This is a genomic window from Pseudomonas sp. Emmai, assembly GCF_055179735.1.
Genome location: NZ_CM143685.1, coordinates 3,319,665 through 3,344,837, shown reverse-complemented (window position 1 = coordinate 3,344,837; position 25,173 = coordinate 3,319,665). Strand labels below are relative to the sequence as shown.

Sequence of the window (25,173 nt, the reverse complement as noted above, 5' to 3'; positions counted from 1 at the left end):
GATGCTGGCGTATATTTTTCGGCGACTGCTGCTGATCATCCCGACCTTGTTCGGCATTTTGCTGATCAACTTCGTGATCATCCAGGCCGCCCCCGGTGGCCCGGTGGAACAGATGATCGCCAAGCTCGAAGGCTTCGAAGGCGCCACCAGCCGCATCGCCGGTGGCGGTGCCGAGGTCTCGGTGGCCGGCTCGGCCTATCGCGGCGCCCAGGGCCTGGACCCGGCGCTGGTCAAGGAAATCGAGCACATGTACGGCTTCGACAAATCGGCGCCGGAACGCTTGTGGATCATGGTCAAGAACTACGCGACCCTGGATTTCGGCGACAGCTTCTTCCGCGACGCCAAGGTCATCGACCTGATCAAGGAAAAGATGCCGGTGTCGATCTCCCTCGGGCTGTGGAGCACGCTGATCATGTACCTGGTGTCGATCCCGCTGGGGATCGCCAAGGCCACGCGCCACGGCAGCCATTTCGACGTCTGGACCAGTTCGCTGATCATCGTCGGCTACGCGATCCCGGCGTTCCTGTTCGCCATTTTGCTGATCGTGCTGTTTGCCGGCGGTAGCTATTTCGACTGGTTCCCGCTACGGGGGCTGACCTCGAACAACTTCGCCGAGCTGAGCATGGGCGGCAAGGTTCTCGATTACTTCTGGCACCTGGCCTTGCCCGTCACGGCGCTGGTGATCGGCAACTTCGCGACCATGACCCTGCTGACCAAAAACAGCTTCCTCGATGAAATCAACAAGCAGTACGTGGTCACCGCCAAAGCCAAAGGCCTGACCAACCACAAAGTGCTCTACGGCCATGTGTTCCGTAACGCGATGCTGCTGGTGATTGCCGGGTTCCCGTCGGCGTTTATCGGGATCTTCTTTACCGGCTCGTTGCTGGTGGAAGTGATTTTTTCCCTCGACGGCCTGGGCCTGATGAGTTTCGAGGCGGCGATCAACCGCGATTACCCGGTGGTGTTCGGCACGCTGTTTATCTTCACGTTATTGGGGTTGGTGGTGAAACTGATCGGCGACCTCACCTACACCCTGGTCGATCCGCGCATCGACTTCGAACACCGGGAGCATTGAGATGAGCCTGTCCCCCCTCAATCGCCGACGATTCGAACTCTTCAAGGCCAACAAGCGTGGCTGGTGGTCGCTGTGGCTGTTTTTGATCCTGTTCGGCCTGAGCCTCGGCGCCGAGCTGATCGCCAACGACAAACCGCTGGCCGTGCATTACGACGATGGCTGGTATTTCCCGGCGCTCAAACGCTACCCGGAAACCACCTTCGGCGGCGAATTCCCGCTGGAAGCCAACTACAAGAGCCCGTACATCCGCGAACTGCTCAAGGCCAAGGATGCCTGGGTTTTGTGGGCGCCCATCCCCTACAGCTACCAGAGCATCAACTACGACCTGAAAGTCCCGGCCCCCGCGCCGCCCTCGGCAGACAACCTGCTGGGCACCGATGATCAGGGCCGCGACGTGTTGGCCCGGGTGATCTACGGTTTCAGGATTTCGGTATTGTTCGCCCTGACCCTGACCATTCTGAGCTCGATCATCGGCGTGATCGCCGGGGCGTTGCAGGGGTTTTATGGCGGCTGGGTCGACCTGGCCGGGCAGCGTTTCCTAGAAATCTGGTCCGGGCTGCCGGTGTTGTACCTGCTGATCATCCTCGCCAGTTTCGTGCAGCCGAACTTCTGGTGGCTGCTGGGGATCATGCTGCTGTTTTCGTGGATGAGTCTTGTGGACGTGGTACGCGCCGAGTTCCTGCGTGGGCGTAACCTTGAATATGTACGCGCGGCGCGGGCGCTGGGGATGCAGAATGGCGCGATTATGTTCCGCCACATTTTGCCCAACGCCATGGTCTCGACCATGACGTTTATGCCGTTCATCCTCACTGGCGCCATCGGTACGCTGACGGCGCTGGATTTCCTGGGGTTTGGCCTGCCGGCGGGCAGTCCGTCCCTGGGAGAGCTGGTGGCCCAGGGCAAGTCCAACTTGCAGGCACCGTGGCTGGGCATGAGCGCGTTTGCGGTGCTGGCGTTGATGTTGAGTTTGCTGGTGTTTATCGGCGAGTCCGCTCGCGATGCCTTCGACCCGAGGAAGTGAAATGAATCAGGACAATCTGATCGAAGTGCGCGACCTCGCCGTCGAATTTGTCGTCGGCGAGCGCGTGCAGAGGGTAGTCGAAGGCGTGAGCTTCGATATCAAACGCGGCGAAACCCTGGCCCTGGTGGGTGAAAGTGGCTCCGGTAAATCGGTGACCGCCCACTCGATCCTGCGCCTGCTGCCCTACCCGCTGGCCCGACACCCGTCCGGCACCATCGAATATTCCGGGCAAGACCTGCTGAGCCTGAAAGAGAAAACCATCCGCCACATTCGGGGCAACCGGATCGCGATGATCTTCCAGGAGCCGATGACCTCGCTCAATCCGCTGCACTCGATCGAGAAGCAGATCAACGAGGTGCTGGGCATCCACAAGGGCCTGACCGGCAAAGTGGCGACCAAGCGCACCCTGGAGCTGCTGGAGATGGTCGGCATTCCCGAGCCGCACAAACGCCTCAAAGCCCTGCCTCATGAACTGTCCGGCGGCCAGCGCCAGCGGGTAATGATCGCCATGGCCCTGGCCAACGAGCCGGAGCTGTTGATTGCCGATGAACCGACCACCGCGCTGGACGTGACCGTTCAGCTGAAAATCCTCGAATTGCTCAAGGAATTACAGGCCCGACTGGGCATGGCGTTGTTACTGATCAGTCACGATTTGAACCTTGTTCGAAGAATTGCGCATCGCGTATGTGTCATGCAGCGCGGTTGCATCGTCGAACAGGCATCGTGCGAAGAGTTGTTCCGCGCGCCGCAGCATCCGTACACTCGGGAACTGCTGGCAGCGGAGCCCAGCGGGACGCCGGCGACCAACGTTATTGGCCCGCCATTGCTGCAAGTCGAGGACCTGAAAGTCTGGTTCCCGATCAAGAAAGGCTTTCTGAAAAAGACCGTTGACCACATCAAAGCGGTGGACGGCATCAATTTCAGCCTGCCCCAGGGCCAGACTTTGGGGATTGTGGGAGAAAGCGGTTCCGGCAAGTCGACACTGGGCTTGGCGATTTTGCGGCTGATCGGCAGCAAAGGCGGCATCCGTTTTGAAGGCAAGCAGCTAGACTGCCTGACGCAGGGCGAGGTTCGACCGTTGCGCCGGGAGATGCAGGTGGTGTTCCAGGACCCGTTCGGCAGCCTGAGCCCGCGGATGTGCGTGAGCCAGATCGTCGGCGAAGGCCTGCGGATCCACAAGATGGGCACCGAAGCGGAACAGGAACAAGCGATTATTGCGGCATTGAAGGAGGTAGGCCTGGACCCGGAAACCCGGAACCGCTACCCCCACGAATTTTCCGGCGGGCAACGGCAGAGAATCGCCATTGCCCGGGCATTAGTGCTAAAACCGGCGCTGATCCTGCTGGACGAGCCGACTTCGGCCCTCGACCGGACAGTGCAGCGCCAAGTGGTGGAGCTTTTGCGGTCACTGCAAACCAAGTACAACCTGACGTATCTGTTTATCAGCCATGACCTGGCTGTCGTCAAAGCGCTGAGCCACCAGTTGATGGTGGTCAAGCATGGCCAAGTGGTCGAACAGGGAGACGCGCAAAGTATCTTTGCCGCCCCCCAACATCCGTATACACAGCAGTTGCTGGAAGCCGCTTTCCTGGCACCAGCCACTGCGCAATAACCTGAAAGAGAGGAGCAACACATGGGTTTTCTCGCCGGTAAGCGCGTACTGATCGTCGGTGTCGCCAGCAAGCTGTCCATCGCATCCGGCATCGCTGCCGCCATGCATCGCGAGGGCGCTGAGCTTGCCTTCACTTATCAGAACGACAAACTGAAAGGTCGTGTTGAAGAATTCGCACAAGGCTGGGGCTCGAGCCCTGAGCTGTGCTTCCCGTGCGACGTGGCCAGCGATGAAGAAATCGCCAAGGTCTTCGAAGCGCTGAGCAAGAAGTGGGATGGCCTGGACGTGATCGTTCACTCCGTCGGCTTCGCCCCGGGCGACCAACTGGACGGCGACTTCACCGAAGCCACCACCCGTGAAGGCTTCCGCATTGCTCACGACATCAGCGCCTACAGCTTCGTGGCCCTGGCCAAGGCTGGCCGCGAAATGATGAAAGGCCGCAATGGCAGCCTGCTGACCCTGTCGTACCTGGGCGCCGAGCGCACCATGCCGAACTACAACGTGATGGGCATGGCCAAGGCTTCGCTGGAAGCTGGCGTTCGTTACCTGGCCGGCTCCCTGGGCCCGGAAGGCACCCGCGTCAACGCCGTATCGGCTGGCCCGATCCGCACCCTCGCCGCTTCCGGCATCAAGAACTTCCGCAAAATGCTGGCCGCCAACGAAGCGCAAACCCCGCTGCGTCGTAACGTCACCATCGACGAAGTCGGCAACGCCGGCGCCTTCCTGTGCTCGGACCTGGCGTCCGGCATCAGCGGCGAAATCATGTACGTAGACGGTGGTTTCAACACTACCGCCATGGGCAATATCGAAGAGTGATTTTCGGTTAGCGCATAAAAAACCCGCCGGTTATGGCGGGTTTTTTATGGGTTTCTTCAAACCAAACACCGCGCAAACAACTGCTGAATCGGCTGCATCCGCTGGCTATAACGCTGTAGCAAGACGATCTCGCGATAAAACGTCAATTCACCCAACCGAATCACCCGCACCTTCGCCCCATGCTCCACCCACAACCCCGCCTCCGGCAGCAGCGAAACCCCCAACCCGCACTCCACCATTTTCACAATGGCTTCCAGCTCATCCAGCTCCAACCCGACCTTGACCTCAATCTGCTGCTCCCGCAAAAACCGCGTCACCAAACGCCCGCCGAACGAATTACGGTCGTAGCGCACATGGGGATGCTCGGCGAGCAACTGCAACGGATCATCCCCCTCAAGCTGCGCCGGCACGATCAGCACAAACGGCTCCTTGCGGATGACCTGTGCCGACAATTCCTTGGGCAGTTCGAAGGGCGGCTTGATCAGGATCGCCAAATCCACTTCGCCGGTGTCCACCTGACTCAACAGGTTCAGCGACACACCCGGCACCAGTTTCGGCTCCAGCAAGGGCGCTTGTTGCCTGAGCCGCAACAACGCCTGGGGCAACAAACCGGTTTGCACTGTGGCCACGGCGCCAATCTTCAGTTCGCCGCGATACTCGCTGACGTCATCACTGACCGCCATCCGCGCAAAGGTTTCGAGCATCTCCCGGGCCATCGGCAATGCCCGTTGCCCCGCCGCGTTGAGCAGCGCCTGGCGTCCGGTGCGGTCGAACAGGCGAATGCCCAAGGCCTGTTCCAGGTTACGCATCTGCGCACTGACTGCCGACTGCGTGAGGCCAATGTGCATGCCCGCTGCCGCGAAAGTGCCGTAGCGAGTCACCGCGATAAAGGTTTTCAGTTCCCGCAGCATCAGCGTCACCATTGATCGAAATAATTTGTGCTCGACGCAAAAATTATCGTCTTTTAATCAAAAAGCACAGGACTAAACTCAGCCTCAACTTCCAACCGTTGAGGATTAACCCCATGCAGCTCTCCCCTTTCCACCTGGCGATTCCGGTGTACGACCTGGCCGCTGCGCGCAGCTTCTATGGCGAAGTGTTCGGTCTGGAAGAAGGTCGCTCCAGCGAGCATTGGGTGGATTTCAATTTTTTCGGCCATCAATTGGTGATTCACCTGGCACCGAAAAATGCTTCCCAGGAAGCCGCCCACACCAACGCCGTGGACGGCCACAACGTGCCGGTGCCGCATTTCGGTGTGGTGCTGGGGATGAAGGAATGGGAAGCCTTGGCCGAGCGTCTGCAAAGCCTTGGTACGCAATTCGTGATTGAACCGGGGATTCGCTTCCAGGGGTTGGTGGGCGAACAAGCGACGATGTTTCTCTTCGACCCGTGCGGCAATGCCCTGGAGTTCAAGGCGTTCAAGGACATCAGCCAGTTGTTCGCCAAGTGAGCCGCGCTGTTCTGGACGCCACCGCCCTCAGCGAGGCGGTGCGCAACGGCGAGACAACGGTCGCGGAGATCGCCGAAGGTTTTCTTGAGCGCATTGAAGCGCTGGAGCCGAAAGTCCACGCCTTCGCCTCGTTCAAACCGCTGCAAGTGCGCCTGCACGCCGCGCTGAACGAGGGTCGGGGCCTGTTGGCCGGCGTGCCGGTGGGCATCAAGGACATGTTCGATTCCGCCGACCATCCCACCGAGTTCTTTTCGCCGATCTACGCCGACCATCAGCCATCCCGGGATGCCCACGTGGTAACCCTGCTGCGCCAGGCCGGCGCGCTGATCATGGGCAAGACCCACACCACCGAATTTGCCTACATGCGCACCGGTCCTACCCGCAACCCCCATGACCTGACACGCACGCCGGGCAGTTCCAGCGCCGGTTCAGCGGCGGGCATGGCGGCGGATTTCTTTGCGGTGGCGTTGGGCACACAAACCGCTGGCTCGCTGCTCAAACCCGCGGCTTACTGCGGCTTGTTGGCGTTCAAGCCATCGTTCGGACTGGTGTCGCTGGAAGGCGTGAAGCCGCTGGCGCCGAGTTTCGACACCGTGGGTTGGTATGGCCGCTCGGTACGGGATTTGACCCTCGTGGCGCGGGTGTTGATTCCGGGTTTCGAATTGCCTGAAGCACCACAACGCCCACTGCACCTGGGCTTCTGCCGTACGCCGCGCGGGGATCAGGTACAACCCGAGGTGACCGAAATACTGGAACAGGCCGTCCAGCACCTGCGCCGCGCCGGGCATCAGGTCAGTGAACTCAAACTGCCGGATGAATTCGCCGGGGTGTTCGACGATCACCTGACCATCAACGATTGCGAAGGCGCCCGCTCGCTGGCGAAGGAGTTTGAGCAACACCGCAAGCTGTTGAGCCCTTCGATACTGGCGATGTTCGCCCGCGCCGCCGCCACCACCTGGGATCAGGAAACCGCCGCCAAGGCCCGATTGGCAGCACTCGCACCGCGCCTGAACGAGCTGTGCCAACCCTTCGACGCCCTCCTCTCACCCAACTGCGGCATGCTCGCGCCTCTGGCCGTGGACAGCGCGGAAAACACCGGGCCATCGGACTTCATCAAGTTCTGGAGTGCGTTTGGCTGGCCGCAGGTGAATATCCCGCTGCCACGGGCCGAAGGATTGTTGCCGATTGGTTTGCAGTTGGTCGGCCGGTTCCGCAATGACGGCTCGCTGCTACGAGTGGCCGAACGGGTGGCCGCCGAACTGCTCGCCGATCGCGGCCAATAAGCCCTCAGCGGTTTGGTGCTGCGCGGGGTGAAATTCGAGTTGGGTGACACTGAAACGAATGTCATACCCGCGATGCACCGTGGCGTTGCGCTCGTCGAGCATTTCTTCGAGCCGCGCCCGGATCGCCGGGATTTCCACGCCATTGGCGCCGGTCAGCAACGCGGCGAATTCATCGCTGCCCATGCGCCCGATCACGTCGCTTTCGCGAAAAGCGATCCGCAGCACATCGGCAAAGGTCTTCAAGGCATCGTCGCCTTCGGCGCGGCCGTACAGGTAGTTGATGTGTTTGAAGTTATCAAGGTCGAAAAACAGCAAGGTCGCTGGTTTGCCCATCTGCAAACAGGCATCCAGGCCCCTTTGGGCCAAGGCTTCAAAGCCGTGGCGATTGGGTAGCAGCGTCAGTTCGTCCATGCTCGCCACCTGCACGGCCGTCAGTTCCTGCTCGGCCTGACGCGCCAGGTCACGCAACAATTCGCGCTCCTGCAGTGCAGTGTCCGGGCCGTGCAAGGTGTCTGCGCAAGTGCCCGGTTTGATCGGTTTGCCTGGAACCAGCATGGTTCACTCCTGTGGGGGTATGTCCGTTAGAGCCGCACTTACCCGGTTTGACTCCTAATTAACTCGCCGTTGGTCAGATGCCCGCCACCGGGCACGGTCCTCCGGCATCGGCCCAGAGCTTGAATTGCGTGACAAAGATGTCGTGGGGCACCGGCACCGGCGCCCGATTGCCGCCCGGATTCCAGCCCCAGAGCACCAGTTTGTCGTCGCTGACATGCTTGATCAGCGCGGCGAAATCCCGATCGCCGTTGCTGGAGCGGTCCTTGATCAACGCGCAGAGTTTGTCCGGCGGCAGGCCGATCCAGGCCATTTTGTGCGCCGCCGGTGGCAGGCTCCAATGGGGCGCGCCCGGTGGTGCGTGGGGGCCGTAGCTGGCCGGCGGGTTGCTTTCCCCATGGCAGGTGGCGCAGGGCAAACCGGCGGCGCCCTTGCCGTCCATGCCGCGCACTACGTTCATCATGTGCGGCGTACCGGCGTCGAACTGCAACGGCGAATCGCCGGGGATATGGCAGTTCTGGCAGCGCGGGCTCTGGAACACCTTCTGCACGGTGCCGAAGGCTTCCAGTGCAGCCTGATTGTCCGCCGCGAACAGGTCCGAGGCGTAGCCGGTCAGACCGACCAACACCACCGCGCCCAATATCAAATGTCGTCTCATCTCACACCCCCGACAGTTGCAGCGGCAGTTCGCGCAGGCGTTGCCCAGTCAGGGCGAACACCGCGTTGGCCACCGCCGGCGCCACGGGCGGCACACCGGCCTCGCCGATCCCGCCGGGTTTGTCGGTGCTGGGCACGATGTGCACTTCCACCACCGGCATTTCGTTGAGCCGCAGCACCTGATAGTCGTGATAGTTGGACTGCACCACCTGGCCGTCCTTGAACGTCAGTTTGCTGCGCAGGGCAAAACCGAGGCCGAAGGTGACGCAGGACTCCATCTGCGCCGCGATGCTTTGCGGGTTGACCGCAACGCCGCAGTCCACCGCGCACACCACCCGGTGCACGCGAATCTTCAGGTTGTCCTGGGACACTTCGGCGACATGCGCGACGTAACTGCCGAACGACTCATGCACCGCCACACCCAAGGCGTGGCCATCCGGCAGCGGCGCGGTCCAGTTGGCTTTTTCCACCGCCAGGTTCAGCACACCCAAGTGTCGCGGATGCTCCTTGAGCAGGGTTCGTCGGTATTCCACCGGGTCCTTGCCCGCCGCCTCGGCCATCTCGTCGATCAACGATTCCATGACAAACGCGTTGTGGCTGTGCCCCACCGAACGCAGCCACAGCACACTGATGCCGGTCTTCGGTGAATGCAGCTCGACCTGATGATTGGCGAGTTTCTCGATGTAGGGACTATCGGCCACGCCTTCGACCGAGGTCTTGTCGATACCGTCCTTGACCATGGTCGCGGCGAACGCGGTGCCATCCATGATCGACTGGCCGACCATCACGTGCTTCCAGGCCAGGGGCATACCGTCGGCGTCCAGGCCAATATTCGCCTGATGCAGGAACATCGAGCGGTAGTAACCGCCACGAATATCGTCCTCCCGGGACCACACGGTTTTCACCGGCATACCCGCCGCCTTGGCCACTTGCACCGCTTCGGCGACAAAGTCTGAAGTCGGGTTGGCCCGCCGACCGAAGCCGCCGCCGAGGAATTCGGTGTGGATCTCCACCTGTTCGGGTTTGAGCCCGGTGATCTTGCCCGCGACCATTTGATCGAGGGTCTGGAACTGGGTGCCGGTCCAGATTTCGCACTTGTCCGTGGTGATTTTCACCGTGCAATTGAGTGGTTCCATCGGCGCATGGGCCAGGTACGGCACGCTGTATTCGACGTCGATGGTTTTCGCGGCTTTCTTCAGCGTGGCGGCGGTGTCCCCGGCCTGGCTGGCCGGCATGCCCGGGGTGGCGGCGAGTTGGCGGAAGCTCTCCAGCAACTTGACGCTGTCGAGCCCGGTGTTCGGCCCCAGGTCCCAGTCGATTTTCAGCGCATCGCGCCCCAGCTTCGCCGCCCAGTAATGATCGGCAATCACCGCCACGCCCGTGGGCACTTGCACCACTTTGTGTACGCCCGGCACCGCCAGCGCCTCGGCGCCTTCGAAGGATTTGACGCTGCCGCCGAATACCGGCGGCCGGGCGACCATGGCGGTCATCAGGCCCTCGAACTGCACGTCCATGCCGAACTTGGCGCGGCCGGTGATTTTCTCCGGAGTGTCGAGGCGCGGGGTCGGTTTGCCGATGATCTTCCAGTCCTTGGCTTCCTTGAATTTGATCGAGGCCGGGTCCGGCACCGGCAGCTTGCCGGCGTCATCCGCCAGTTCGCCGTAGGTGGCGCGTTTGTCGCCGGCGATGACCACGCCCGGCTCAGTGCGAATCGACGACGGCGCGACGTTGAAGCGCTTGGCCGCGGCGTCGATCAGCATCAGGCGCGCGGCGGCGCCGGCCTGGCGATAGCGGTCGAACTCCATCCAGGTCGAGGTCGAGCCGCCGGTGATCTGCATGCCGCCAAACCCGGCCAGGCCATAGTCCTTGGCGGACGCGGGGGAATGTTCGACGCGGATTTTCGACCAGTCGGCGTCCAGCTCCTCGGCGATCAACATGGTCAGGCCGGTCCAGATGCCCTGGCCCATTTCCGAATGGCCGAGCAGCATGGTGACGCTGTTGTCATTGCTGATGCGCAAGAAGGCGTTGGGCGCGAAGGCATTGCCCTGGTTCTCGGCGCCCAGGGCGAAGCGATGGCCGCCGGGGATGACGAATGCCACCACCAGCCCACCGCCGAGCATGGCGCTACCCTTGAGAAAACCGCGACGTGACACAGGATTGAGGCTGTTCATTGAACTGACTCCCATCGATGGCGCATCAACCGATTTCGGCGGCGCGTTTGACCGCCGCGCGAATCCTTGGGTAGGTGCCGCAGCGGCAGATATTGCCGGACAGCGCCTGGTCGATATCGTCGTCGGTGGGTTTGGGGATTTTCGCCAGCAGCGCGGCGGCGGACATGATCTGCCCCGACTGGCAATAACCGCATTGCACCACGTCGAGTTCAGCCCAGGCTTGTTGCACCGGGTGTGTGCCGTCGGTGGACAGGCCTTCGATGGTGAGGATTTTTTGCCCATGGGCCACGGCGGTGGCCGGGGTGATGCAGGCACGCAGCGGCGCGCCATCGACGTGCACGGTGCAAGCACCGCACTGCGCCATGCCGCAACCGAACTTGGTCCCGGTCAGGTGCGCGACATCGCGCAGGACCCACAGCAGCGGCATGTCCGCGGGGACATCCAGCGCCTGGTCCTTGCCATTGATATTCAGGGTCAGCATGGCGGATCTTCCTCAGACTCACGGTGTTCTGAAGGGGGCGCATTCCTGAGACCACACACCCGTAGGAGCACAGCTTGCTCGCGATGGCGTCGTATCAGGCAGTGATGTGCTGATTGACACGACGCCATCGCGAGCAAGCTTTGCTCCTACGGAGCGGCGGATCTACGCGCGCCTCGGGTTATCCATACAGCTAAGCGCAGATTGACCGGCGGGCCAGCTTCTGCGACCGCCGGTCACATATCCCTGGCCGCTGAAGCACCCTGTAGGAGCGAAGCTTGCCGCAGGCAAGCTTTACCGGCTCGACCACCGTGACCTTGACGCCTAGCGGGGTCAGTTCGCCGTGCAAGGCTTCGCTCAGGGCTTCGACGGCAAATTTGGTCGAGCAATACACGCCATGGCCCGGCGCCGACTGAAAACCGCCCACCGACGAGAGATTGATCACCTGCCCGCTGCGGGCGGCACGCATGAGCCTTGGCGCTAAACCCTCGGTTTGAGCAGGATGCCGGTGTAGCGCGTCAAAAACAGCCCGAACGCCGTACACCAGAGTAGCGCCGACAGCCCGAGCCCTGCTCCCGAGAACGGGACGAGCAACACCCGACACAGACCGGCGAACACCATCAAGACAAAACCCAGCACCACCGCTTTCGAGGGCTGCAGCAATCGCCCGGTATGCCCCAGGCTCACCCGGGCAATCATCGCGAGGATCAGTCCGCCAATCCCGCCGACCGCCAGCGCATGGGTGGCCAGGCTCTGTTGCGGCATCCACCCGGCATGCCAAAGCGCCATGGCCAGCGTTGCAACCACCAGCCAGGCGTAAGCCAGGTACAGCGACCACAACAGCGGCACTCGCCAGATACCCCGGTCGTGCCAGCGCCACAACCGCAGCAGATGCACCGCGCCGAGCACCAGGTACAACAGCGCCAGCCACCGTTTGGGCGTGTCATTCAAACCGACAGTAAAAGACAACGCGGCGAGCAAGCCGCCCATCAGCAACACTTTGGTGGGCAGTGGGCTAGCCGGTGTAACAGCGGGGCGATTCAGACCGCGCTGAATGAAGAATGGAATCACCCGTCCGCCAATCATGCTCATCATCGCAGCCACCAGCCACAACGCCGCCAATACGCAATGTCGTTGCAATGCGGTGTCGTCGGTCGCGATGCCCCACAGCGTCATCATCTGGCAGCCGGCCAGCAGCGTGATCATCAGCAGGATCGGATAGTTGTCGCGTTTACCCGCTCCCACCAGATCCCGGCCCAGGCACCAGGCCAGCAAGGGCAGAAACGGGAGTTGCAGAGCGATCAGCAGCGTCGGATTAATCGGCAGCAACCACGCCAGTCGAGCCAGCAGCCACACCAGCACCAGGCCGATCAGCGGCCAGCCGCTGAGGCCAGGGCGTCCGGTCCAGTTTGGCACCGCCGTCAGCAGAAATCCGGCGATGATCGCCATGGCGAAACCGAAGGGCATTTCGTGCCGATGCCAGGCCAGCATCCCGCCAATTGGCTGCGCGCCGGGTAATCGGCCGTATAACCACAATGCCCAGATCGCCACGGCCAACACGGCAAACCCGGCGCCGGCGAGGAAGAACGCTCGAAAACCGAGGCTGAAAACCGGTGCCGCAGCGATAGCAAACTTTGTGAGGGCAGGCTTGCGCATCAGGCCACCGCGCAGAAGTGATGGGTCGCCAACCGATGCTGGGCCAGTAGACGCATCACATAGCCAATTTTGAGCAACGTCGGGCCAATGATGGTCATGGCGTGCATCGATACCAGCGCCACAATGGGCAGATGACCGTTGTAAAGGTAAGCGCCATAGATGCCGATCAAAAGCAGTGTCAGGCCCAGGCCCAACACTCTGCTCGACAGGTGCAGAACGTTGTGAGGATTACTGAAGAAATTGAACATTTTTCGTACTCCTGAAACAGACCAGTTGTACGTGGATTAATCCAAGATGCGCGCCATGTTCTAAAGGCTTGTAAATCAATGTGTTGGCCACAACGCAGTCAATATGACTCAACTCTGAAATGGTCTTATTGACTCAGTACCGAGTCGTAGTGACTACATGGTCCGCTCACCCGCCTAGAAGCAATCCAATATCAGTTGCGCAGCACGGGACTATTTAGCTTATTCGCGACCACTTCTTATTTGCACCGAAGGCGCACGTCGCTCATGGACATGCACTTACGATGACGGTCGCCGATTCCAACTGCCGACCAAATGGGATTTCTAGCGCCGCGCCTCAGTGTTTTTTTACGTAGCTGCCGCCGTATTTCCGGAACTCGCCGTAACCCGTCACGACCGCTGCTCCATTGAGCAACTGCAGGCGCAAGACCGGCCCACCCTGGGCGTCCAGCACGATGGCCAGATTGCCCGCCAGCAACGCCGACTGGTAATGGATTTCGCTCGGTTGATCCTTGAGCTGGGCGTAGTCGATAGTGATATCGACAGTCTCCGGCCCAACATCGATGCCCGGCAGTATCTTCACCGACAGCTGGCTGATTATTCGCTCTACGAAATGGGTCATCCGGTAGTCACCTTCACGCTGATTGCTGACCACCCCTTCAAGTTTCTGCGGCGCAATCTTGAATTCGGCAAGACGCATGTTGGTGTTGAATGTGCGCTTGGGGCTGCGCCAGGTGCCGGTGTAGTTGCCCTGTTCGTCCGGTTCGTCTTTCAGGGTCCAGTCGCCGGTGCTCTGCCCGTCATCGTCCAGTTCATGCAGCAACACACCGCGCCCCTCGACGGATTCGCCAACCAGCCGGATCGGTTTGCCGCTGCCGGTTTTGCCGTAACGCACTTCACCGATGTATACCTCGCCCTGGATTTGCCACCAGAGTTCGAACGCGATCTTGTCGTTAAGGGTGCCGCGAAACTTCAGTGGCGGCTCGGCGTAAGGACCCTCGACTGAGCGGTGTTCGATCCACTGGCCATCCTTGAGTTCGCGTTCAGTCACGTCCAGGTAGCCCATAGGCATGTAGGGCTTTGCTGGCGTCGGCATCTGCATCGCTTCGATCTTTTCGCTGACCATCACCGGCTCATTGTTCTCGATCTGCCACGTCGCGCTTTGATGCCAGCAGCAGCCTTGTTTCGAACGGGTGTCCAAGCGCTTGGCCACCGGATCAACGCCGAACATGCCCAATTGCTCATCGCGGGTCAGGGACGAGAACGCCGGGCTGAAGACCAGCGTCGGGCTCGCTGGATCAGACAGATAAATGTCATAGGACGGGCCGCCATAACCGCCCTCGCTTCCATTGCGTACGGCCAGATCCTGTTGCCCGTCAAAATTGAAGTCATCGAAAAACAACAGGCTCTGATCGCCATAGGCCGGGGCCTGGTTGAGATCCAGTTCCAGGCTGTCAGGTTTGTAGACGGCAAACGCCGCCAGTGAGTCGATGCGCTGCAACACCTGGCCACTGGACTTGTCGCGCAAGGTGATCTGCGCCGGCGCGCCCTCGTAGCTCTGGGCGGGAGGCTGCGGGAACAGCACGTCAATGGCGTATTTCTGCGCCGGATCGGTGAGGTGGTAAGTCAGCGGCGCGGCACTCACACCAGCGCTGGCGAGCAGGCAGACGACGGCCAATAAACGAGGGGCAACCATGATGCTGAGCGTCCTTGCGGCAAATCGGGGCGGCCAGTCTAGCGACAAACGGTACGGACAGACATCTGTTAAAAAGATCGACATCGCCGAACGGCAACGGGCCTTTCATGACGAGAGCTAATACACTCGAGCACTGACCTGCCGAGGACGCCGACGATGAAACACACCGTTGCCAAAGATGCCGACAAGTCCCCGCGCTTCTGGCGCGACGACGCCCTGCCCTTCATCGAGGCCCGGGCCATCGCCGATGGCCGCGAGGTCTGCTACGCCCGGCATTCCCACGAACATTTTTCCATCGGCGCGATCACCGCCGGGCGCAGTACGTATGTGCATGAGCAATCGGCATTCGAGGTCAGTGCCGGCACCGTGGTGCTGATGAACCCCGGCGATGTCCACGCCTGCAACCCCATCGACGACCAGCCCTGGTCGTACCTGATGCTGTACGTCGAAACGCCGTGGCTCACCGACTTGCAACATCAACTGGGGTTTGCTCAGGACCAGGCGTTCCGGCGGTTTACCGTCACCCACCTGCACGACGCCAGCCTGTTTGCGGGGCTCAAGGGTTTGTATGAGGTGTTGGTCGATGATCAGCAGGACGTATTGCACAAACACAGCGCTGCGGTGGAGTTTTTCACTGACGTACAACAACGCCTCAATCCGGCTGATCAACCGTTGCGCGAACCCAATTTCAAACTGGAACGGGCCGCCGACTACATCCGCGACAACTGCACACAGATGCTCAAGCTGGAAGATATCTGCGAAGCGGCGCAGTTGTCGCCTTCCTACCTGATCCGCGCGTTCAAGCAGCATTACGGTATGACGCCCCATGCATTTTTACTCAACCGACGTATCCAGTTTGCCCGTGATCGCTTGCGCAGTGGCCAGTTGATTGCCGATGTAGCGCTGGAGGCAGGATTTGCCGATCAGGCGCACTTTCAACGGGTGTTCAAACAGCATCTGGCGGCGACGCCGGGGCAGTATCGCGGATAAATAAACAACGACATAAACCCAGCCCAACTAACTCTTCTTACTCTTAAAAATTACAACCTTCCAAGTAAGCGCCTCACAAGCGACCAAATACCGACACACTTTGAATCCACATCCATACTGACAAATCCCTTTCTGCCTCATATTCTTTCCGCTTCGCACACTGAGTGCCGAACGCTTTCAAACAGCATAACGCCGCCTGCTTGGCATTTAGTTATAAAAGAGGGATCTTTAACTATGCAGCAAGAAAACAGCCACATTGAAACCACCCCTGACAAACTTCAAAGAGAAGCCGTAGCGGCTGCACTCCTGAATTTTATTCGCAACACCTTCGCCAGAGAGTCCATCAACTGGGACTGGAACAAACTGGCAGTCAAGTATGAAAAAGGCACGCGCTTCGACACGGCACACCGCTCGGCGGCCACTTATCTTTCGCAACTTATCAACCGCCCCGAGTTCTTGAAGATGCTTTCCTCCCGGAACATCTCCAGGCACCAGGTGTTTCAAGTAGATGAAAACGCCCGTATCTATTACACCTACACCAACATTTCCAGTGTAGGCGACTCCATTAGCAATCAGTACTTCTCCCCCAAGGACATCACTTCTCATGTCACCGGCATTGCAGACATCAATAATGATCTGCGCCTGATAGCAAACATCGCCAAACTGACTGGCGGCCTTGTGACCTCCGGTGAAAATATAGCGGCTGGTCAATGGTTGCGGTTCCACGAATTGCCGACACCGACCAATGAAGAGGATACCAAAGCGCTGATTGACCTGATCAACGCTGCCTTCCTGCCCGTCCCCCTCCCGTTTGGAAACTTCTGGCAACTGCTGGACGCCCCTGAGGATTCCCCCTACAAACTCACCCCGCAACGCCGTGAAACCATTCGGGAGGTTACAAGGAACCGATTTACCGGCGATGAAATGCCGCTGGTCGAACTTTTTGGCAATGGCGTTCGTCTTTTAAGCGGCTCGGCGGACAAACTGCCCGCCAGCACGGGTTATCGGTTAGAGACACTGATCAGCAGCGCCACGATTGATACCAGCTTGTATCTTGAGGCGCTTGATTGGTTCAGCGCAGAAACAGACCCCGCGCCCACCAAGGCATTCCAGGCGCAGTTGATGATTGCGGCGATGCTGATCGACCTTGACGCGGATGTGGACATCGACGGTACGAAGTTTGCGGGCTTTGACCTCTATTCGGCAGATCATGTGCTGCGTCGACCTGCCGATGTACGCCAGGACTTTGAAAAACATCTTCAGAAAAACGCCAACGTCAGCGACATCATTGCCCCTTTGGTGGCAGAGATGGCACTGGGCGGCATGGCACCGGAGTATCTGGTTCGCGATCTGCCTGCCGATCTGAAGCTCGCCACGCCGGGCTGGGTGGTCTTCTGCCAGGCGGTGCAATTTGTAGAGACCCTCGCACCCGGTGCATCTCGAAACATGAGTTACCAACATGTACTCCGGTTTAGCCAAGTGGCCGAATTAACCCCCGATCTAAAGCGCCTGCGCGCGCAAAATGCATTCGATCCGGTGGTCACATGGGCACTCATGAATAAACTGATCAACAAGGATTCCGACGGCAGTTTGAGCCAGGATGTAATAACCCGAGGTATCGATGAATACCAACGCTACGTCGACCAGATAACCAACGCGGCCAACAAACTTGTAAAACCATTCCCCGATCGCCGGACGCTGGCGCTCAAGGAACTGAAAAAAGTAGCTCCGGATTGCAATCCGGAAGAATTGCTGGTCAATCGTTTTACCCCCTCGACTAAAGTCTCGATCATAGATCTTTATTTGGGCGACGAACTTCATACCGAGCACTGGGGCCGAACCCACCGCGCCAGCATTCACGAATCCATTCCGCAATTACGTCGCCTGTACCCGGTGCCAAACTTGTTCGACGAAGCGACCCACGATCATTACACCGGCATGGTCGAGGCGACGGCTTCCAATATCAATATTGCGCTGTCACAACTAACAATCAAGGATCGGGCATTTATCGAGAACGGTCACCTGGCCCTTTACGCTGTCCAGGTTTATAACCGCGAAACAACACGCCCATCCGGTTATCCAGGTGTTAATTCCACGATTGGCGTCCATGCGGGAGAGACCTATCGTTTCGGCATGGTGATAGGCGCAAGTCTTAACTCGACGGTTCGTTGCTACGAACTGTTTCCACTAAGAGCGCAGTGTCGTTTCAACGAAAGACTCACGACCATTCTTAGTCCCTTGGTACTGCCTGACGGCGTGAGATATGTCGAAACGGCTAGCACCCAGAATGCCCCTATCGATCTAAAAGCGTACTCGGCAAACGAAGCGCCTGAAGAGGGCAAGTCGGGCCGTTTCTTCATCAAGAAAATCGGCGATTTCGAACCATCGTCGCTTCAGACAGACGACAGCGGCACACCGAACCGCTACTTCCGCTCCAGTCGCAAGGAAGCGATCAGCGCACTGATCGCAAAAGAAATTCCGGTGATCACCCAGGAAGAAATAATGGCGGTGGGTCGTCAACAAACAGAACGGGAAAAGGCCATTGAAAAATCCAGCGCCATTTTCAACACCATTCTCAATATCATCATTCCCTTCAAGGAATGCGTAGAAGCACTCGCTTCTGGAGATGCAGGCAGACAAGCCCGAGCGGTACCCGGTTGTCTCGTGGATGCGTTGGCGTTTGCCGGGGCGTTTGTCGCAGTACCTGGAAAAATTGCAGCCTCGGTAGCCAAGACGGCGACCCTCGGCACAAAACTGCTGTCCGCCTCCCGAATCGTCGGTCGCTCCGCCATTTCGTTTCTGAACCCGCTGGATGGTGTGCCGACCTTGCTCAAGGGCGGGGCGAAGCTGATTGGCAGAAGTGCAACGAAACTGGGTTCCCAAGCCGCCTCTGCAGCCCACGTCGCCAAATCTCAACTGTTGCACCTGACCGGCGCGAATTCCTATGACCTGCTTCGGGCCGTCGACCATACGGGTTCGGCTACCCGGATTCGCATGTCGCTGGATACCGTGTCTCACGCTCGCGCGCTGTTCAAGGATGACAGCATTACCAGCATCGAACAGGTAATGACCCGTCTGAATGACAGGAAAATCCCTAAGGGTGCATCCGCCGAAGAATTGCAGCACCTGTTCGATAACTCCATCAAGGACGCGGCACTCCAAAGCAAAGAAGCACAAATGCTAGGGGCACTGATCGGCGAGACAGCGGTACATGATGTACTCGCCTCGTACTCGGCCAATAAATCAATCAGGTTCACCGATGAACGTCAAACCGCACAACGGCTTGCAGAAACCCTGGCAATCGTCGCTGAGTTGGAAGCCAAAAAAGTCGTCTACCTGACGACCCATCAACAGAACCTGCTGAAACTGGACTTGGGCCAAGCGCCTTATCACGCGGTACTACCGGAGTCAGTCTTCAATCCCAACGGTTTCACCGACCCTGCTCAAAGAGCCGCGGCCTGGATGGCGAACGGGGCTTTTTTCCAAGTCAACGACGTCGACCAATTCACCGCGATACTGCGCGAGTATGCGGGCAACAACAAATTGCTGACCGACCCGACCGTTATCACGGAGTTGAACAGCCGTCTTGCCCCTTCCCCCGCTGGCCAAGTACGTCAAGCTGGCCAAGACGGGAAATATGGCGGCAGCATTACCGGGTTTGCCTTGTTGGAACAGCATTTGAAAACGCTGGATACCGCCCACCAGCACATTGACAAACACCTGCTTGCGTCCGTCATCGGTTTCCAGAGCTTTGCCGATGGTAACGGTCGAACCGCCAGTGCGTTGTACGCCATCACCCAATTGCGCTCTGGTCAATTTACGCCACTGACAAGACAGGCGGTCGACGCTCTGAGCGGTATACGTTGACCCCCTGATTCAATCATCCGTGCCCCGTTTACGGGGCACGGATGGGTTGTATGCCGCTAGGGGTACAACAAATACGCAGCACTCCCCACCAGCAGCAACGCCATGCTCCGATTGAACAGACGCATCCCCGCCGGGTTATTCAGATAGCCGCGCATGAACGTCCCGACATACACCCAGCAGCCGACGGACAGGTAACAGATCACCAGATACACCGCCGCAAACTGCCAGACCAGCCGCGCCTCGCCATCCGCGACAAACGCCCCCATCCCTGCGACACAGGCCAGCCAGGCTTTTGGATTGAGCCACTGCATCACCGCGCCATAGAGCATCGACGGCGCCTGCCCCGACTCGCCGATATGCAGCGACCCGTCGTCCATGGCCAGTTTCCAGGCCATGAACAACAGAAACCCGACTCCGGCCAGTTGCACGACCCGCGTCATCCACGGCCACTGCTGCAACAGTTCATGCAGCCCAAGGCCCATCAGCACCAGCAGCAACACAAACCCCAGGGTCGCTCCGGCCACATGCCGTTGACTGGCACGAAACCCGTACCGCGCCCCGGAACCCAACGCCACAATATTCACCGGCCCCGGCGTGATCGAAGCGACCAGCGCAAACGCCGCCATGGACATCATCAGACTCATCACAGACCTTCTTCAATTCAGTGGGAACAGCGCTCACGGTAAAGAGCGCCCTGCCCCACGTATTGAAGAAAACTGCCTAATCGTCCTCGTGCAATTTCATGCCACCAGCACCAGCAGGGTCATGACCAGGAACGCGGCCGAGATCGGCTGGGGCCGTCGGCAAACGTAGGTCATGGATCGGATTTTGACGTGTGGCCAAGTGTACGGCGACTTGCGTGCGTCACTGTATGGGCAAAACCATCGGTTATCCGTGATAAAAAAGCGACTCCCGGATCAGGAGCCCCCACCATGGACCTCGCCACCCTCACCCTGTTTGTCCCGGCCTGTTTTGCCCTGAACATGGCCCCCGGCCCGAACAATCTGCTGTCCGTCAGCAACGCCACCCGCTATGGCTATCGTCGCGCCTGTGTGGCGGGGGTCGGGCGTTTGCTGGCGTTTGCCGGGATGATCGCTCTCGCCTCGGCCGGGCTGGCGGTGGTGCTGCAAACGTCGGAGCTGTTGTTCTACGGGATCAAGATTCTGGGCGCGGCGTATTTGTTCTACCTCGCCTGGCAATTGTGGCGGGCCGATCCCGGCGTGCAAAACGCGGTAGCCGGCGCGCCGGTGGGGATGCTGGCGTTGGCGCGCCAGGAGTTTCTGGTGGCGGCGGGTAATCCGAAGGCGATCCTGATCTTCACCGCGTTTCTCCCGCAATTCGTCGACCCGACCCGGGCGATCACACCGCAATTCGCGGTACTGGGCGTGCTGTTCCTGATGCTGGAATGGATCGCCATCAGCGCCTACGCCTACATGGGCCTGCACATGCGCCGCTGGTTCGCGGAACCCCGGGGCAAGCGGATCTTCAATCGTTGCTGCGCGGGGTTGTTGTCGGCGGCGGCTTCGGTGTTGTTGATGGCGCGCAGGGCCTGAACCCCCGCGATGCATGTGGGTCATGAATGGAATTGCGAATCAACGTGCACTACTTTGTAGGTGTAGCACCTTCGTTTCGCCATCCTGTTCTGGTTCAGAGGTGACATTCATGAACAACATCATCTACATCGTCGGGGTCGTTGTGATTGTCGTGGTTGTCCTGTCGTTCCTCGGGTTTGCATAGCGTTCCGGTGCCCGCAAACGCAGCTCCAAAACTCGTTACCGGCAGGTCGCCCGAGGCGTGCTGCGATGCCCCTCGGGAGTGCGCGCCTGCGCCTGCTTAATTCCCTGTCGATTTTCCGGTGGAGGCCACTCACAGCCCGCCTTATGCTCACCCCATGAACCTACAAAACGCTGTGCTGCCCCCCCACGCCGAGATGGTTCGCGCCATGCTCGAACGAGACACCGCCTACGAGGGGGTGTTCTTTACTGCGGTCAAGACCACCGGGATTTTCTGCCGCCCCAGTTGCACGGCGCGCAAACCCAAACCCGAGAATGTCGAGTTCTTCGCCCACGCCGATGAATGCATGTCCGCCGGTTATCGCGCTTGCCTGCGCTGCAAACCGCTGGATGCGGCGGCCATTGCGCCGGATTGGGTGCAGCGTTTGCTCACATCGGTGGACGCCAACCCGGACCAGCGCTGGACCGACACGCAGCTGCAAGCCGAGGGCATCGAGCCGTTGAAACTGCGGCGCTGGTTCAAGCAGCATTTCGGCATGACCTTCCATGCGTGGCTGCGTACCCGGCGCCTGGGCATGGCGTTGGGCGGGATCAAACAGGGCGAGTCCATCGACAATGTGGCATTCGATTCCGGCTACGAATCCCTGAGCGGTTTTCGCGATGCCTTTCAAAAATCCTTCCACATCACCCCGGGCCGCGCCGCCAATAGCGAACCGCTGCTGTTCACCCGACTGACCACGCCGCTGGGGCCGATGATTGCCATGGCCGAGCGCCGCGGCTTGGTGTTGCTGGAGTTCCTGGATCGCCCGGCACTGACCAGGGAAGTCGAAGCATTGCAAAACCGTTACAGCTACGTCGTGGCCCCGGGGCACAACGGGCACCTGAAGCAAATCGAGAGCGAACTGGCGCAGTATTTCGCCGGGCAACTGACCGAGTTCACGGTGCCACTGCACCTGCCGGGCAGCGAGTTCGCCCGGCAAGTCTGGGCTGAACTGGCGCAGATTCCCTACGGCCACACCAGCACCTATGGCGCCATCGCCGCGCTGCTGGGCAAACCCGGGGCCAGCCGCGCCGTGGGCCTGGCCAATGGGCATAATCGCCTGGCGATTGTGCTGCCGTGTCATCGGGTGATCGGCGCGGACGGCTCGCTGACCGGCTATGGTGGCGGGCAACCGCGCAAGGCGTTTCTGCTGCGGCTGGAAAAGGCAGCGGTGCAGATCACTCAACAATTGGCATTCTGATCATTTCATAGGGAAGGAAATACGATGGAAACGCTCGACCAACAGTTCCACAGGCTGCATCAGGACGGCCTGCTGATCCTCACCAACGTCGCCGATGCCACCGGCGCGCGACTGGTGGAACAACTGGGCAGCCAAGCCGTGGCCACCAGCAGCGCGGCGGTGGCCTGGGCCCACGGTTATCCGGACGGCAACACCCTGCCCCTCGAACGTTTGGTGGCGACGGTCGAATCCATCATCCGGGTGATCAATGTGCCGCTGACCGTGGACATCGAGGCCGGTTATTCCGATGACCTGGCACGGGTCGCTGAAGTGATTGATGCAGTGATCGCCGCCGGTGCGGTCGGGATCAACATCGAGGACGGCGCATCGCCACCGGAACTGCTGGCGCGCAAGATCGAAGTCGCCCGGCAAGTCGCCGAGCGTCGGGGCGTGAAGCTGTTTATCAATGCCCGCACCGATGTGTACCTCAAGAGCCTGGTGCCTGCCGAAGATCGCGTCGCCGAAACCCTCAAACGCGCGGCGCTGTATCAAGCGGCCGGGGCCGATGGGTTGTTCGCCGCTGGCGTCACGGCGGAGTATGAAATTGCGGCGATCTGCCAAGGCACGCCCCTGCCGGTGAACGTGCTGGGCAATGCCAGCCTGCCGTCGCCCGAGGAGCTGAAAACCCTCGGGGTGCGGCGGTTGAGCGCCGGTTCCGGGATTGCCGAATTCCTCTATGGCGCCATGGGTTCGCTGGCGAAAAGTTTCCTGGAAACCGGCAAGCTCAACACCCACGATTTGAAGGCGCTCACCTACGGTGAAGTCAACGCATTGCTGAAAAAATCCTGACTTGCATGCCTGACCTCTACCAGCCTGCCAGTACCTTTCTAGCGTCCATCGACGAAGACTGGCAACGCCATATCGCCGCTGTCGGCCCCTGCCTGCATCAACCGCATCCGGCGCGGGATCCCTATGAGTCGCTGGTGCGGGCGATTGCCTATCAGCAACTGCATGCCAAGGCCGGGGACGCGATTGTCGGGCGGCTATTGGGTTTGTTCGGTTCGGGGGCATTCCCCAGGCCGGAGCAGATTCTGGCGGCAAGCTTCGAGCAGATGCGCAGTTGCGGGTTTTCCGCGAGCAAGATCGCGACTATTCAAGGCATCGCCCAGGCAACGCTGGACGGTGTGGTGCCGGATTACGCCACGGCGCTGGCCATGGACGATGAAGCGTTGATCGAGCGCTTGATCACCTTGCGCGGGGTTGGCCGCTGGACCGTGGAAATGCTGCTGATCTACAGCCTGGAGCGGCCGGATATTTTGCCGGCGGATGACTTTGGTGTACGTGAAGGGTATCGACGGATGAAGGGGCTGGAGGTGCAGCCCACTCGCAGGCAGATGATTGAGATTGGCCGTGCGTGGAGTCCGTTTCGGACGGTGGCGGCGTGGTATTTGTGGCGGGTGCCGGGCAGGTAGACCGCGTTATCGTTCTTCGCGGGCAGCCTTGCTCCTACAGGACGTGACGCCCGCCCATTCGATACACCTTCAAAAGCCCATCACAACCCCGACTTCAACCGACTGAACGCCCGAATCAACGCGCGGTTGAACGCCTTGCCATTGTCATTCTTGCTGTACAGCGAAGCCCGCACCTGTTCCGACGGATAGGTCCCCGGATCATTACGAATCGCCGGATCGATCAACCCATCCGCCGCCGTGATCGCATTGGCGTAGTGAATGGTGTCGGTGATCGGCGCAATTACCTGCGGCGTCATCAGGTAGTCCATCAACGCCAGCCCTGCTTGCGGATGCGGCGCGTCCTTGGGGATGACCATGGCGTCGAACCAGATCAACGTCCCCTCTTTGGGTATCCGATAACTCAACTTGAACGGTTTGTTTGCCGCCTCGGCCTGGCCGGCGGCGATGGCGACGTTGCCGTTCCAGGACATCGCCACGCAGGTGTTGCCGTTGGCCAGATCGCTGATGTTCAGATCGTTGTCGAAGTAGCGGATGTAGGGCCGGATCTTCGCCAGTTGCTGCTCGGCAAGTTTCAGGTCATCGAGGTTCTGGCGGTTGATGTCCAGGCCCATGTACTTCATCACCGCCGCAAACACTTCGTTGGGATCGTTGAGCAGGCTGACCCCGCAATCGGCGAATTTCGCCACCACCGCCGGGTCGAACAGCATCGCCCAACTGTCCCGTGGCGCGTCGGGCAGACGCTGCTTGACCGCCTCCTCCTGATAGCCGACGCCGGTGGTGCCCCAGGCATAGATTCCGGCGTAGCGATTGCCCGGATCGAACACCGCCATGTGCTGGCGAAACTCCTCGCCGACGCCGGCAAAGTGCGGCAGTTGCTGCTTGTCCACGGTCTGGATCGCCCCGCTCTGGATCGCCCGGGACAGGTGCTGCCCCGCCGTCAGCACCAGGTCGTAGCCACTGCGGCCGGTGAGCAGTTTGGTCTCGACGGTTTCCAGGGAGTCGAAGTGATCGGCCACCACATGAATGCCGGTCTGTTTCTCGAAATTGCTCAGGGTGTCCGGCGCCAGGTACTCGCCCCAGATGTACAGGTTGACCACCGGTTGGGCGGTATCGGCGGCCTGCACACACAGGGGTGCAAGCACCAGCAATAACGCTTGAGTCAGTTTGTGCAGGCCCACG

At 60.0% G+C, this 25,173-nt stretch carries 22 protein-coding genes and 1 pseudogene; 12 read left to right on the top strand and 11 right to left on the bottom strand.

Features of this window, described 5'->3' with window-relative positions; translation table 11 throughout:
* The first annotated feature begins 1 nt into the window (after position 1).
* From ACY4LX_RS15490 to fabI, 4 genes are read left to right on the top strand one after another with little or no spacing between them, the layout of a single operon-like run.
* On the top strand, positions 2 to 1,075 hold the full coding sequence (locus ACY4LX_RS15490; RefSeq protein ID WP_149658298.1) for a microcin C ABC transporter permease YejB: 1,074 nt from the start codon (positions 2 to 4) through the stop codon (positions 1,073 to 1,075).
* Position 1,076: 1 nt separating this feature from the next.
* Positions 1,077 to 2,096 (top strand): ABC transporter permease, encoded by a 1,020-nt coding sequence (locus ACY4LX_RS15485; RefSeq protein ID WP_463260450.1) that lies wholly within the window; start codon positions 1,077 to 1,079, stop codon positions 2,094 to 2,096.
* Between the two features lies 1 nt (position 2,097).
* Entirely contained in the window at positions 2,098 to 3,708 is a 1,611-nt protein-coding gene (locus ACY4LX_RS15480; protein WP_463260449.1) for an ABC transporter ATP-binding protein, read from the top strand.
* Positions 3,709 to 3,729: 21 nt separating this feature from the next.
* Entirely contained in the window at positions 3,730 to 4,524 is a 795-nt protein-coding gene (fabI, locus tag ACY4LX_RS15475; RefSeq protein ID WP_133836158.1) for an enoyl-ACP reductase FabI, read from the top strand.
* Between the two features lie 56 nt (positions 4,525 to 4,580).
* Here fabI and ACY4LX_RS15470 read toward each other — a convergent pair whose 3' ends face one another.
* The gene (locus tag ACY4LX_RS15470; RefSeq protein ID WP_463260448.1) at positions 4,581 to 5,435 is read right to left on the bottom strand and encodes a LysR family transcriptional regulator; all 855 of its coding nucleotides are present in this window, start codon (positions 5,433 to 5,435) and stop codon (positions 4,581 to 4,583) included.
* A gap of 113 nt (positions 5,436 to 5,548) precedes the next feature.
* On the opposite strand from ACY4LX_RS15470, the gene ACY4LX_RS15465 reads away from it, so the two are divergent.
* Together ACY4LX_RS15465 and ACY4LX_RS15460 are read left to right on the top strand one after the other, a co-directional pair.
* Positions 5,549 to 5,974, top strand: coding sequence for a VOC family protein (locus ACY4LX_RS15465; protein WP_149658302.1), 426 nt, complete (start codon positions 5,549 to 5,551; stop codon positions 5,972 to 5,974).
* The gene (locus ACY4LX_RS15460) at positions 5,971 to 7,257 is read left to right on the top strand and encodes an amidase (protein ID WP_463260447.1); all 1,287 of its coding nucleotides are present in this window, start codon (positions 5,971 to 5,973) and stop codon (positions 7,255 to 7,257) included. Before ACY4LX_RS15465 ends, ACY4LX_RS15460 begins: the two co-directional genes overlap by 4 nt.
* Here the strand turns inward: ACY4LX_RS15460 and ACY4LX_RS15455 are convergent.
* From ACY4LX_RS15455 to ACY4LX_RS15420, 8 genes and pseudogenes are all read right to left on the bottom strand, one after another.
* Positions 7,204 to 7,812: a GGDEF domain-containing protein gene (locus ACY4LX_RS15455; protein WP_149658304.1), complete on the bottom strand. Its 609-nt coding sequence runs from the start codon at positions 7,810 to 7,812 to the stop codon at positions 7,204 to 7,206. The two genes, ACY4LX_RS15460 and ACY4LX_RS15455, sit on opposite strands and share 54 nt — an antisense overlap.
* Before the next feature lie 73 nt (positions 7,813 to 7,885).
* On the bottom strand, positions 7,886 to 8,467 hold the full coding sequence (locus tag ACY4LX_RS15450) for a hypothetical protein (RefSeq protein ID WP_149658305.1): 582 nt from the start codon (positions 8,465 to 8,467) through the stop codon (positions 7,886 to 7,888).
* Between the two features lies 1 nt (position 8,468).
* A complete protein-coding gene (locus tag ACY4LX_RS15445) occupies positions 8,469 to 10,637 on the bottom strand; it encodes a xanthine dehydrogenase family protein molybdopterin-binding subunit (RefSeq protein WP_463260446.1) in 2,169 nt (722 codons plus the stop codon).
* 25 nt (positions 10,638 to 10,662) lie between these two features.
* The gene (locus ACY4LX_RS15440; RefSeq protein ID WP_133836151.1) at positions 10,663 to 11,118 is read right to left on the bottom strand and encodes a (2Fe-2S)-binding protein; all 456 of its coding nucleotides are present in this window, start codon (positions 11,116 to 11,118) and stop codon (positions 10,663 to 10,665) included.
* Between the two features lie 295 nt (positions 11,119 to 11,413).
* Positions 11,414 to 11,584 (bottom strand): annotated as a pseudogene (locus ACY4LX_RS15435) (SDR family NAD(P)-dependent oxidoreductase); the annotation flags it as partial.
* A gap of 11 nt (positions 11,585 to 11,595) precedes the next feature.
* A complete protein-coding gene (locus ACY4LX_RS15430) occupies positions 11,596 to 12,771 on the bottom strand; it encodes an NnrS family protein (protein ID WP_463260445.1) in 1,176 nt (391 codons plus the stop codon).
* A complete protein-coding gene (locus ACY4LX_RS15425; RefSeq protein WP_149658309.1) occupies positions 12,771 to 13,019 on the bottom strand; it encodes a transmembrane sensor/regulator PpyR in 249 nt (82 codons plus the stop codon). Before ACY4LX_RS15425 ends, ACY4LX_RS15430 begins: the two co-directional genes overlap by 1 nt.
* A 334-nt stretch (positions 13,020 to 13,353) precedes the next feature.
* A complete protein-coding gene (locus ACY4LX_RS15420) occupies positions 13,354 to 14,712 on the bottom strand; it encodes an XAC2610-related protein (RefSeq protein WP_463260444.1) in 1,359 nt (452 codons plus the stop codon).
* 156 nt (positions 14,713 to 14,868) lie between these two features.
* Between ACY4LX_RS15420 and ACY4LX_RS15415 the strand changes: the two genes are divergently transcribed.
* Together ACY4LX_RS15415 and ACY4LX_RS15410 are read left to right on the top strand one after the other, a co-directional pair.
* Entirely contained in the window at positions 14,869 to 15,702 is an 834-nt protein-coding gene (locus tag ACY4LX_RS15415; protein ID WP_149658311.1) for a helix-turn-helix transcriptional regulator, read from the top strand.
* A gap of 234 nt (positions 15,703 to 15,936) precedes the next feature.
* A complete protein-coding gene (locus ACY4LX_RS15410) occupies positions 15,937 to 19,569 on the top strand; it encodes a hypothetical protein (RefSeq protein WP_463260443.1) in 3,633 nt (1,210 codons plus the stop codon).
* Between the two features lie 56 nt (positions 19,570 to 19,625).
* Here the strand turns inward: ACY4LX_RS15410 and ACY4LX_RS15405 are convergent, their stop codons facing one another.
* Positions 19,626 to 20,213, bottom strand: coding sequence for a LysE family translocator (locus ACY4LX_RS15405; protein ID WP_463260442.1), 588 nt, complete (start codon positions 20,211 to 20,213; stop codon positions 19,626 to 19,628).
* Positions 20,214 to 20,501: 288 nt separating this feature from the next.
* Between ACY4LX_RS15405 and ACY4LX_RS15400 the strand changes: the two genes are divergently transcribed.
* From ACY4LX_RS15400 to ACY4LX_RS15385, 4 genes are all read left to right on the top strand, one after another.
* Entirely contained in the window at positions 20,502 to 21,122 is a 621-nt protein-coding gene (locus ACY4LX_RS15400) for a LysE family translocator (protein WP_463260441.1), read from the top strand.
* Between the two features lie 338 nt (positions 21,123 to 21,460).
* The gene (locus tag ACY4LX_RS15395; RefSeq protein WP_463260440.1) at positions 21,461 to 22,543 is read left to right on the top strand and encodes a bifunctional transcriptional activator/DNA repair enzyme AdaA; all 1,083 of its coding nucleotides are present in this window, start codon (positions 21,461 to 21,463) and stop codon (positions 22,541 to 22,543) included.
* Between the two features lie 24 nt (positions 22,544 to 22,567).
* Complete coding sequence (locus ACY4LX_RS15390; protein WP_463260439.1) at positions 22,568 to 23,371, top strand: isocitrate lyase/PEP mutase family protein; 804 nt, start codon at positions 22,568 to 22,570, stop codon at positions 23,369 to 23,371.
* Positions 23,372 to 23,376: 5 nt separating this feature from the next.
* A complete protein-coding gene (locus ACY4LX_RS15385) occupies positions 23,377 to 23,994 on the top strand; it encodes a DNA-3-methyladenine glycosylase family protein (RefSeq protein ID WP_463260438.1) in 618 nt (205 codons plus the stop codon).
* 80 nt (positions 23,995 to 24,074) lie between these two features.
* On the opposite strand, the gene ACY4LX_RS15380 is transcribed toward ACY4LX_RS15385, so the two are convergent.
* Positions 24,075 to 25,172, bottom strand: coding sequence for an extracellular solute-binding protein (locus ACY4LX_RS15380; protein WP_463260437.1), 1,098 nt, complete (start codon positions 25,170 to 25,172; stop codon positions 24,075 to 24,077).
* Between the last annotated feature and the right edge of the window lies 1 nt (position 25,173).

Coding starts and splice junctions, on each gene's coding strand:
- ACY4LX_RS15480 (WP_463260449.1), top strand. CDS start 2,098: ATGAATCAGGACAATCTGATCGAAGTGCGCGACCTCGCCGTCGAATTT.
- ACY4LX_RS15425 (WP_149658309.1), bottom strand. CDS start 13,019: ATGTTCAATTTCTTCAGTAATCCTCACAACGTTCTGCACCTGTCGAGC.
- ACY4LX_RS15485 (WP_463260450.1), top strand. CDS start 1,077: ATGAGCCTGTCCCCCCTCAATCGCCGACGATTCGAACTCTTCAAGGCC.
- ACY4LX_RS15400 (WP_463260441.1), top strand. CDS start 20,502: ATGGACCTCGCCACCCTCACCCTGTTTGTCCCGGCCTGTTTTGCCCTG.
- ACY4LX_RS15385 (WP_463260438.1), top strand. CDS start 23,377: ATGCCTGACCTCTACCAGCCTGCCAGTACCTTTCTAGCGTCCATCGAC.
- ACY4LX_RS15490 (WP_149658298.1), top strand. CDS start 2: ATGCTGGCGTATATTTTTCGGCGACTGCTGCTGATCATCCCGACCTTG.
- ACY4LX_RS15455 (WP_149658304.1), bottom strand. CDS start 7,812: ATGCTGGTTCCAGGCAAACCGATCAAACCGGGCACTTGCGCAGACACC.
- ACY4LX_RS15420 (WP_463260444.1), bottom strand. CDS start 14,712: ATGGTTGCCCCTCGTTTATTGGCCGTCGTCTGCCTGCTCGCCAGCGCT.
- ACY4LX_RS15415 (WP_149658311.1), top strand. CDS start 14,869: ATGAAACACACCGTTGCCAAAGATGCCGACAAGTCCCCGCGCTTCTGG.
- ACY4LX_RS15470 (WP_463260448.1), bottom strand. CDS start 5,435: ATGCTGCGGGAACTGAAAACCTTTATCGCGGTGACTCGCTACGGCACT.
- ACY4LX_RS15395 (WP_463260440.1), top strand. CDS start 21,461: ATGAACCTACAAAACGCTGTGCTGCCCCCCCACGCCGAGATGGTTCGC.
- ACY4LX_RS15410 (WP_463260443.1), top strand. CDS start 15,937: ATGCAGCAAGAAAACAGCCACATTGAAACCACCCCTGACAAACTTCAA.
- ACY4LX_RS15430 (WP_463260445.1), bottom strand. CDS start 12,771: ATGCGCAAGCCTGCCCTCACAAAGTTTGCTATCGCTGCGGCACCGGTT.
- ACY4LX_RS15445 (WP_463260446.1), bottom strand. CDS start 10,637: ATGAACAGCCTCAATCCTGTGTCACGTCGCGGTTTTCTCAAGGGTAGC.
- ACY4LX_RS15440 (WP_133836151.1), bottom strand. CDS start 11,118: ATGCTGACCCTGAATATCAATGGCAAGGACCAGGCGCTGGATGTCCCC.
- ACY4LX_RS15390 (WP_463260439.1), top strand. CDS start 22,568: ATGGAAACGCTCGACCAACAGTTCCACAGGCTGCATCAGGACGGCCTG.
- ACY4LX_RS15405 (WP_463260442.1), bottom strand. CDS start 20,213: ATGAGTCTGATGATGTCCATGGCGGCGTTTGCGCTGGTCGCTTCGATC.
- ACY4LX_RS15450 (WP_149658305.1), bottom strand. CDS start 8,467: ATGAGACGACATTTGATATTGGGCGCGGTGGTGTTGGTCGGTCTGACC.
- ACY4LX_RS15465 (WP_149658302.1), top strand. CDS start 5,549: ATGCAGCTCTCCCCTTTCCACCTGGCGATTCCGGTGTACGACCTGGCC.
- fabI (WP_133836158.1), top strand. CDS start 3,730: ATGGGTTTTCTCGCCGGTAAGCGCGTACTGATCGTCGGTGTCGCCAGC.